At 28.8% G+C, this 8,708-nt stretch carries 6 protein-coding genes; 5 read left to right on the forward strand and 1 reads right to left on the reverse strand.

All coding sequences use genetic code 11. The features are described from left to right. Positions 1–5: 5 nt before the first annotated feature. The gene (locus Q8S45_RS02615) at positions 6–3,059 is read right to left on the reverse strand and encodes a PAS domain S-box protein (RefSeq protein WP_305600963.1); all 3,054 of its coding nucleotides are present in this window, start codon (positions 3,057–3,059) and stop codon (positions 6–8) included. A 241-nt stretch (positions 3,060–3,300) separates the two neighbouring features. Here Q8S45_RS02615 and Q8S45_RS02620 point away from each other — a divergent pair, with 241 nt between their 5' ends. From Q8S45_RS02620 to Q8S45_RS02640, 5 genes are all read left to right on the forward strand, one after another. Beyond that, on the forward strand, positions 3,301–3,672 hold the full coding sequence (locus Q8S45_RS02620) for a DUF4870 domain-containing protein (protein WP_305600965.1): 372 nt from the start codon (positions 3,301–3,303) through the stop codon (positions 3,670–3,672). Positions 3,673–3,695: 23 nt separating this feature from the next. Continuing rightward, positions 3,696–4,037: a PadR family transcriptional regulator gene (locus tag Q8S45_RS02625; RefSeq protein ID WP_305600967.1), complete on the forward strand. Its 342-nt coding sequence runs from the start codon at positions 3,696–3,698 to the stop codon at positions 4,035–4,037. Further along, positions 4,034–5,770, forward strand: a complete 1,737-nt coding sequence (locus tag Q8S45_RS02630; RefSeq protein WP_305600969.1) for a PspC domain-containing protein — start codon at positions 4,034–4,036, stop codon at positions 5,768–5,770. Before Q8S45_RS02625 ends, Q8S45_RS02630 begins: the two co-directional genes overlap by 4 nt. A 98-nt stretch (positions 5,771–5,868) precedes the next feature. Continuing rightward, on the forward strand, positions 5,869–6,591 hold the full coding sequence (locus Q8S45_RS02635; protein WP_305600971.1) for a head GIN domain-containing protein: 723 nt from the start codon (positions 5,869–5,871) through the stop codon (positions 6,589–6,591). A gap of 177 nt (positions 6,592–6,768) precedes the next feature. After that, positions 6,769–8,565, forward strand: a complete 1,797-nt coding sequence (locus tag Q8S45_RS02640) for a hypothetical protein (protein WP_305600973.1) — start codon at positions 6,769–6,771, stop codon at positions 8,563–8,565. Positions 8,566–8,708 lie beyond the last annotated feature (143 nt).

An 8,708-nucleotide genomic window follows, 5' to 3' on the forward strand; every position in this document is an offset into this window, starting at 1 on the left:
ATAAATTATGTGTTTAACCAACTACTTATTTGCTCAAATTCCATTTCATTTACACAATCTTCAATGAATTTAAACGACATGTTCGTTTCTTTCTCAAGTACAACTAACATTTCATTCAAAACTAAAAAATCACCTTCGTCAGCAGCTGCTAACATTTTAGTTTTAAAATTTTCTGGAATGTCAGAAGGGGTTGCACAAAGAATTTGAGCTTCCTTGTTAATCGGTTCTTTAATTTCAAATTTAATTCCTGCCTTATCCTGCATTTCAGCCAAAAGCGAATTAAATATTATTGGTTTTTTAATAAATATAGTGGCACCAATATCCATTATTTCTTTTTGTTCAGATTCTAATGCACTAGCACTTACCACAAATATTTTTACCTCATGGTTTCCTGCTAAACGTAATATTTCTCGAGTAGCCTCAACACCATTCATTACAGGCATTACTACATCCATTAAAATTAAATCAGGTTTCCATAATTTATATAAGTCAATAGCTTCTTGGCCATTTTCCGCCATTCGTAAATCAAATCCAAGGGGATGTAATTTTTTAAATAAAATATCTCTGTTTTCAAACCTATCATCAACAATTGCAACTTTATACCCCTTCATTTCTTCGCACAGAGAGGTAACTTGAACCTCCGTAATCTTTTTTGTCACTTCAGTTTTTCCTATTTCATATTTAAACTTAAATGAGAACTCCGATCCTTTATTATATTCACTTTTTAATTTAATATCACCTCCCATTAATTTTGCAAACTTTTTGCTAATTGCTAAACCCAAACCTGTTCCATCCTTAACTTCACCATCTTTTTTTGCTTGCTCAAAAGGTTTAAAAACCGTTTTTTGCTCCTCCTTTAAAATTCCTTTTCCACTATCTATAACATTAATTTGAACTGAATTATTTTTAAAATTTTGAATTACAACATTAACAAATCCCACTGCTGTGAATTTTAAGGCATTTCCTACTAAATTTATTACTACTTGTCTAATTTTAGACTCGTCTGCACAAATAAATGCTGGAATTTCTTTACAAATTGTAAAATTTAAATCTATATTTTTTTCAATTGCTTTAATTTTAAAAAGACTTTCAACCTCTTTAATCATTTCGGTCAAATCAAAATTTGAAGGTTTAAGAATAATTCTACCTGCTTCAATTTTAGACATATCCAAAATGTCATTAATTAAATTTAGTAAATGTTCGCCGCTTTTATTAATTACCTTTAAATTGGAAAGTTGTTCTTTAGACAAATTAGCATCATCTTGCAACAATTGAGAATAGCCCAAAATGGCATTCATTGGAGTTCTAATTTCGTGACTCATATTCGATAAAAAAATCGATTTTGAAAGATTTCCAGCAATTGCTTGTTCCGTTGCTTTTTTTAATTTTTTTTCAGTTTCCAATCTTTTAGTGATATCCTCTGAGGTTCCTACAATTCCAATGATATTATTATCCTCATCAAAAAATGGAATTTTACTAGTGATATAATTTTTGGTTTTTCCATTTTTAATTTGAGTTTCGTGATAATTTAATTTCGGTTCTCCTTTTTGCATTATAGCTAATTCATCGGCTCGGTATTTCTCTGCATCATTAAAATTATGAAAATCAAAATCTGATTTACCAACAACTTCTTCTTCCGTGGTAACACCCATTTCTTCAAAAGAGGCCTTATTAATACCTAAAAATGTAGAATTTATATCTTTCCAAAAAACCTTTGTTGGTATATTATCCAGCACTTTTCTTAAAATCTGCTTTGAAACATTAATTTCATGTTGAATTTCTTTTTGCTTAGTTATATCCTCTTTAATAGACAAATAATTAATAATTTTACCTTCAAAATTCTTTATAGGGGTAATAACCACGCGCTCCCAATAAAGATTTCCTTTTTTAGATTTATTTTGAAATTCTCCTGACCATTCATCTCCAGATGAAATGTTCTCCCACATAACTTTATACAATTCCTTTGGTTGATTTCCGGAATTAAGAATACGAGGGTTTTGACCTAGCGCTTCATTATAAGTATATCCCGAAGTTTCTGTAAATTTTGAATTCACATATTCTATATTCCCGTCCGTATCAGTAATAACAATGGTATTTGCACTTTGTTCAACCGCCATTGAGAATTTTTTTAATTCTTCCTTTTTTTGGTTTTGTTGTACGGCTAAACTAATATATGAAGAAACAAATTCTAAAATCTCTAAATCACTTTGCTCATAAGCGTTTTCATTTTTATAATTCTGAACTACAATTGCACCTATAACCTTATTATCAACCACTAAAGGAACCCCAAGCCAAACTTCTGGGAATGTACCAATTAAATTAATTTCGTTGGTATTAATAAGCCTTTTAATCTCTTCAGATTTTAGTAATAATGGCTTGTTATTTTTAATTAAGTAACCAGTCATTGATTTCCCAACAGGAAATTCCTCATCGGCATCTTCACCAGTTATAAAAGGAATATTTAGTGTTTGTTTTTCTTCGTTGTAAAATGCAATGTAAAAATTTGAAGTGTCAATTATCTTTCCTAAAGTATTCTTTATAAACTCATTAAAATCTTTTAAATTTTGAATTTTATACCCTTCCTGAGATATTTGCAATAAAACTTTTTGAATTTTAGCTGTTTTTTTCCTTTCAGAAACATCACGTATAATACCTTCATAAAATAAAACATTCCCGCTTTCATCACAAATGTTCTTGCCAAAATCCTCAACCCAAATAGCTGAATTGTTATTGGTTTTTATTCGGTAAATCTCCTTTTTCCCATTTTTAAATTCTATTACGTTTTTAAGGCGATCTTGTACATCAAAAAATAATTCAGTAGCAATGTCTAATGCAAGAACCTCATCTTTTGATTTGTAACCTAACATTTTCACTAAACCGTTATTAACTTCAATAAATTTTCCTTCAGGAGTACTTCTATATATTCCATCAATGGAATTATCCAATAAGTTCTGATACTTCAAACTGACCTCTCGAAGGTGTGCTAATTCTTGATTTTGATTTTTAGCTAAATCCTTTAGTTCATTAATGGTTAATTCATTATTAATAAGTGTTCCCATACTATTGCTAATTTAAGTTTGAAAAAATAAAATACCGTTTATTGTATTTTTAATGCCATTCATAGTATTTAATTTACCAAATATACATTTTATTTAAATACAAACAAAATTTAATTTCAAAAAGTTTTATAAGGCACACTTTTCCACTTGTGTTAAAAAAATGTTAAATTATAGTACTATGTTTTGCACATTACTATCTTTTATCCATATATTTGTATAAGAAATTACTAAAACAATTAAAATGATAACTCAAAGCGACAAAAATTACAGTTCTTTAACACACTTAAGTGGATTTGCAGGTTGGTTTTTCCCTTTAGGAAATATCATAGCTCCATTAATTTTATGGACGGCAAAAAAAAATGAAAGTGATTATATAAATGAACATGGTAAATCGGCCATAAATTTTCAACTTAGTATTTTGGTGTATTGCTTTTTAGTAGCACTTTTAATTATACCAATTACTATTTTAACATTAGGCATTGGACTAGTAGCATTTCTTTTAGCCATTATCCCAGCAATTTTATTAAAAATTATATTAATTATAAACGCCAGCATTAAAGCAACTCATGGAGAAACGTACCACTACCCTTTTTCAATAGAGTTTATAAAATAATATTTAAATAATAATTAAACCTTATGAATATAGAAAACACCAAAGCACAAATGCGAAAAGGAGTTTTGGAATATTGCATTCTCTCTGTTTTACACAATGGAGAATCATATACCTCCGAAATTCTATCTCAGCTAAAAGATGCAAAACTTCTAGTTGTTGAAGGTACCATTTACCCTTTACTAACTAGATTAAAAAATTCAGGACTTTTGAGCTATCGTTGGGAGGAATCAACCTCCGGCCCGCCACGTAAATATTACGGATTAACAGAAAATGGAAAATTATTTTTAAAAGAATTAGATTCAACTTGGGGTGAGCTAGTAGAAGCTGTAAACCTTGTAACCACTCATAAACTAACAAAAAAATGAACAAAACTATAAATATTAATTTGGGAGGCATCTTTTTTCACATTGATGAAATAGCTTATACAAAATTAAAAAGTTATTTAGATGCTATTAGACGATCTTTAAGTGATGACCCTCAAGGACGAGATGAAATTTTAAATGATATTGAGTTACGAATTGGGGAGTTATTATCTGAAAGAATCAAATCTGAACGTCAGGTTATTAATGAATTTGACATTAACGAGATTACTAAAATAATGGGTCAACCAGAGGATTATGCCGTTGGTGAAAACCAATATGAAAGTGAAAAAACATATAGATCAAGCTCTTCAAATAAAAAATTATTTAGAGATAATGAAGATAAGTTTTTAGGTGGAGTATGCTCTGGATTATCACATTATATTGGTATTGAAACAATTTGGGTACGTTTAATTTGGTTGGTATTACTTTTCTTTTTTGGAACAGGAATACTTTTATATATATTATTATGGATTTTAGTACCTGTAGCTGAAACTACAGCCGAAAAATTGCAAATGAAAGGCGAACCAGTAAATATTAGTAATATTGAAAAAAAAATTCGGGAAGAATTTCAAGATGTTACATCCCGTGTTAAAGATGGTGTAAATGATGTAACCGATTCTTTAAAATCTTCTGAATTTAAAAGTAAGGCAAAATCTGGAATACAAGAAATTGTAGATACCCTAACCAAAATAATACTTGCTATTTTAACAATTTTTGGAAAATTTATTGGAGCTATCTTAATTTTTATAGCAGCCGTAACCCTTATAGCATTGGTTTTTGGAGCATTCTCATGGGGAAGTGTTGAAGTTTTAGGATTTGGAACTGAATTTGTTCGTTATCCTTCTTTCTTTTCAGATGCAATTTTACCTACTTGGCTATTAGTAATTTTCACTTTTATAGCTATAGGAATACCATTTTTAGTTTTATTTATGTTGGGTTTAAAAATTCTTTCAAGCAACGTAAAATCGTTTTCTACAACAACTAAATTATCCCTTTTAGGTATTTGGATTATCGCATTGCTTGGACTTGCTTTAACCGGAATAAATTTTGCAACTCAACAAGCCTATGATGGTGTTCATAATAATACACAAGAATTGCCTTTTAAAGTACAAGATACCATCAAAGTAAAAATGATTGGCAACGATAATTTATCTAACCAAAGAGAATTAAGACGACGCTATAATTACGAAACAGTATTTGATAAAGAAACCGAAAAACTATACTCATCTAGAATTAATATAGACATAAAATCAACAGATCAACTAATACCTTTTATAAAAATTAGAAAAGAATCTGAAGGAAACAATAGATTAAACGCAAACAAAAGTGCTGAAGCTATAGATTACATCTATGGGATTCAAGACAACCAATTACTTTTAAATGGATATTTCCTTACTTCTTTAAAATCAGAATTTAAGGATCAAATGATTGATATAACCATTCATTTACCCATAAATTATATTATTTATTTAGATGAATCAACAAAAACCTTTATCGATGATATCCAAAATGTTCAAAACATTCGAGATATTGATATGTCAAAAAATTATTTTAAAATGACCGAAAAAGGATTGACCTGTCTAAATTGTGACACTACCATTTTTGGAGATGAATATAGAAAAGAAAATGATCATTTTAATCTAAATATTGATAGAAATGGTGTTAATATAAAAGTAAATGACGGCAAGAAAGATGCTGAAGTAAAAATTGATGAAAACGGAATTATCATTAAATAAAACAACTCATCTATACCATTCAACAGTTCATATTATAAAAATAGGTTACAAAAATAATTACAATTAAATTTAAATTATAAAACTAAAATACAATTAACATGGTAACACTCGTAAGAATTACAGTCTTTTTGGCACTCTTATTTTCAACAACTTCATGTTTTATTAATGATATCGCAGGAGTTAAAGGTAATGGAACCGTCATTTCAGAAGAAAGAACCTTAAACTCAACGTTCGAATCTATTAAAGTTCAACAAGGAATTACCTTGTACATTACACAAGGAACCTCCACAAATTTAAAGGTTGAAGCCGATGAAAATATTATGGATTTATTAATTACTGAAGTGAAAAATAATGAACTAAAAATATATTTCGACAAGAACGTTTATAGAGCTAAAGCCAAAGAAGTTTATTTAACAGTTGATGATTTTTCTAAAATTAGTGCTTCAAGTGGCAGTTCAATTAAATCGGAAAATACGCTTCAACTTAATTCACTAAACATAGATTCAAGTAGTGGTAGTTCTATAAAAATAACGATTGCTGCTAAAGAAGTAACAAGTGAATCATCAAGTGGATCAAGCATCTATTTATTTGGAAGATCCGATTCCTTTTCTGCAGAGTCTAGCAGCGGAAGTAGCATTGATGCAAGTGAATTAGAAACAATTCATGCCATTGCCAAAGCAAGCAGTGGAGCCAGTATTGATGTAAATGTAACTGGACAATTAACCGCAAAAGCAAGCAGCGGTGGCGATATCGATTATAGAGGAAATCCTACTGATGTTAATAAAGATACCTCTTCTGGAGGTAGTGTTTCAGGAAGCTAATTCCAATTTATATATTAAATTATAAGCCAGTTCAATATTTTGAACTGGCTTTTTTTAATGTTAAAAAACATTTCATTCAAAAAAAAACGTTAAAAAATGATATTATTGCAGTTAATGTGCGCAAGTTGAGTACTTTTGCAAATTAAAATTTATTGAAAATAAACACAAAAAAATAGTATGCCAATAAAAAATAACCCACACTCCTTTCATATACCGGTAATGGGGCTTGCTTTTACGATCGACAGTCCTATTAAAATTGCCAAATATGGCATTTCATCAGTTATTTCAATTGTAGATGATATTTTAATTGAAAAAATGAATGAATATCATTCTAACAAATTTGAAATTCCCTTTAAAGCAATTTCATCAAAAGTAGAAGATTTTAGAGCAAAAAGAATTACATCATATCTAAATACTGTTGATACTATTGTAAAACAAAAATTTGAAAGTTTAAAGAAAAGTTTTGAAGAAAAAAATAGCGAATTTGAAAAATATATGGAAATGCTTCCAGATTTTTCTGAATTAAAACAAAACTTTGTGAAGTCAATTCAGCACAATACTTTAAAAGAAGATGTGCATAATTGGATTCAAAACAACCTGAAATCTGGTAGTATTGATGTAAATATCATGACAAAACTTGACAAGGTCAACTATAATAAAAATGAACAATTACCTTCTGAATTTAATGATGCTCATGCAGCTTTAAGAGGTTTTGCAAATAGTAATTTGGAATCTTCAGTTGTACTTTCAGCAGGAATGAATCCAAGATTGTATAGTTATTTTGAAAATTTTAATGATTTTTTTCCTGATGAAAATAATCACTTAAGAAAGAAAATAATTTTAAAAGTTAGTGATTACCGATCAGCCATCATTCAAGGAAAATTTTTAGCAAAAAAAGGAATCTGGGTTTCTGAATACAGAATAGAATCTGGTTTAAATTGTGGTGGACATGCATTTGCTTCCGATGGATATTTAATGGGACCTATTTTAGAAGAATTTAAAATTCACAAATCTATTTTAGTAGCAGAAATACATAATATATTGATTGAAGCGCTAAAAAACAAAGGAAAACATGTTCCAAATAATCCGTTAAATTTAAATATTACCGTTCAAGGTGGTGTTGGAACTTCTGAAGAGCATGAATTTTTAATGGATAACTATAATATTGATTCTGTTGGATGGGGATCACCTTTTTTACTAGTTCCTGAAGTTACAACCGTTGATTCAAGAACGAGAAAAACGTTGGCTGAAGCAACTGAAAAAGATTTATACTTAAGTGATATTTCTCCTTTAGGAGTGCCTTTTAACAGTTTAAGAGGTAATACTAACGAGATTATTAAAAATGAAAGAATAGCAATAGATAAAGCAGGTAGTTCTTGTCCAAAAAAGTTTCTAGTTTCAAATACTGATTACTCAGAAAAAGCAATTTGTACTGCATCTAAAAAATTTCAAACCATAAAAATTGGTGAAATAAAACAAGATAACTTGAATTCGGAAGAATCCATCGAAAAATTGAAACAAATTACAGCTAAAACATGCCTTTGTGAAGGACTATCTAATGCTGCTATTATTAACTATAATATTGAACATAAAGGTGAAGAGCAAGGTGTTGCAATTTGCCCAGGTCCAAACATTGCTTATTTTACAAAAGAACTTTCTTTAAAAGAAATGGTAAACCATATTTATGGAAGATCGAATGTTATATCTACTCAGAATAGACCACATATGTTTATAAAGGAATTGGCGATGTATGTAGATTATTTTTCAAATAAAGTAGATGAGTTTAAAGATTCATTTACGACTAAAAATGAAAAATATTTGAATACATTCCAAAGTAATTTAAATGATGGCATAATATATTATCAAGAATTATTTTCTTCTTTTGAATTTAATAAAGAAGTAATCTTAGCTGAATTAGAAAAGTTAAAGAACGAATTATTTCATATACAAATACCAGTTTTGGTAAATGCTTAAATTAAAAGAAGCCGTCTCAATATTAAATTTTGAGACGGTTTTTTTATTTCTATTCAATTTCGGATATTTTTTATTTTTATGAATAAGGCAAAAATTGTCCTTAAGAAGCAATTTTCTTTCTTAAATTGTGTCCTAATGCCATT

It is taken from the genome of Lutibacter sp., from assembly GCF_030692605.1.
Taxonomy (GTDB): domain Bacteria; phylum Bacteroidota; class Bacteroidia; order Flavobacteriales; family Flavobacteriaceae; genus Lutibacter.

Coding starts and splice junctions, on each gene's coding strand:
- Q8S45_RS02615 (WP_305600963.1), bottom strand. CDS start 3,059: ATGGGAACACTTATTAATAATGAATTAACCATTAATGAACTAAAGGAT.
- Q8S45_RS02640 (WP_305600973.1), top strand. CDS start 6,769: ATGCCAATAAAAAATAACCCACACTCCTTTCATATACCGGTAATGGGG.
- Q8S45_RS02620 (WP_305600965.1), top strand. CDS start 3,301: ATGATAACTCAAAGCGACAAAAATTACAGTTCTTTAACACACTTAAGT.
- Q8S45_RS02635 (WP_305600971.1), top strand. CDS start 5,869: ATGGTAACACTCGTAAGAATTACAGTCTTTTTGGCACTCTTATTTTCA.
- Q8S45_RS02630 (WP_305600969.1), top strand. CDS start 4,034: ATGAACAAAACTATAAATATTAATTTGGGAGGCATCTTTTTTCACATT.
- Q8S45_RS02625 (WP_305600967.1), top strand. CDS start 3,696: ATGAATATAGAAAACACCAAAGCACAAATGCGAAAAGGAGTTTTGGAA.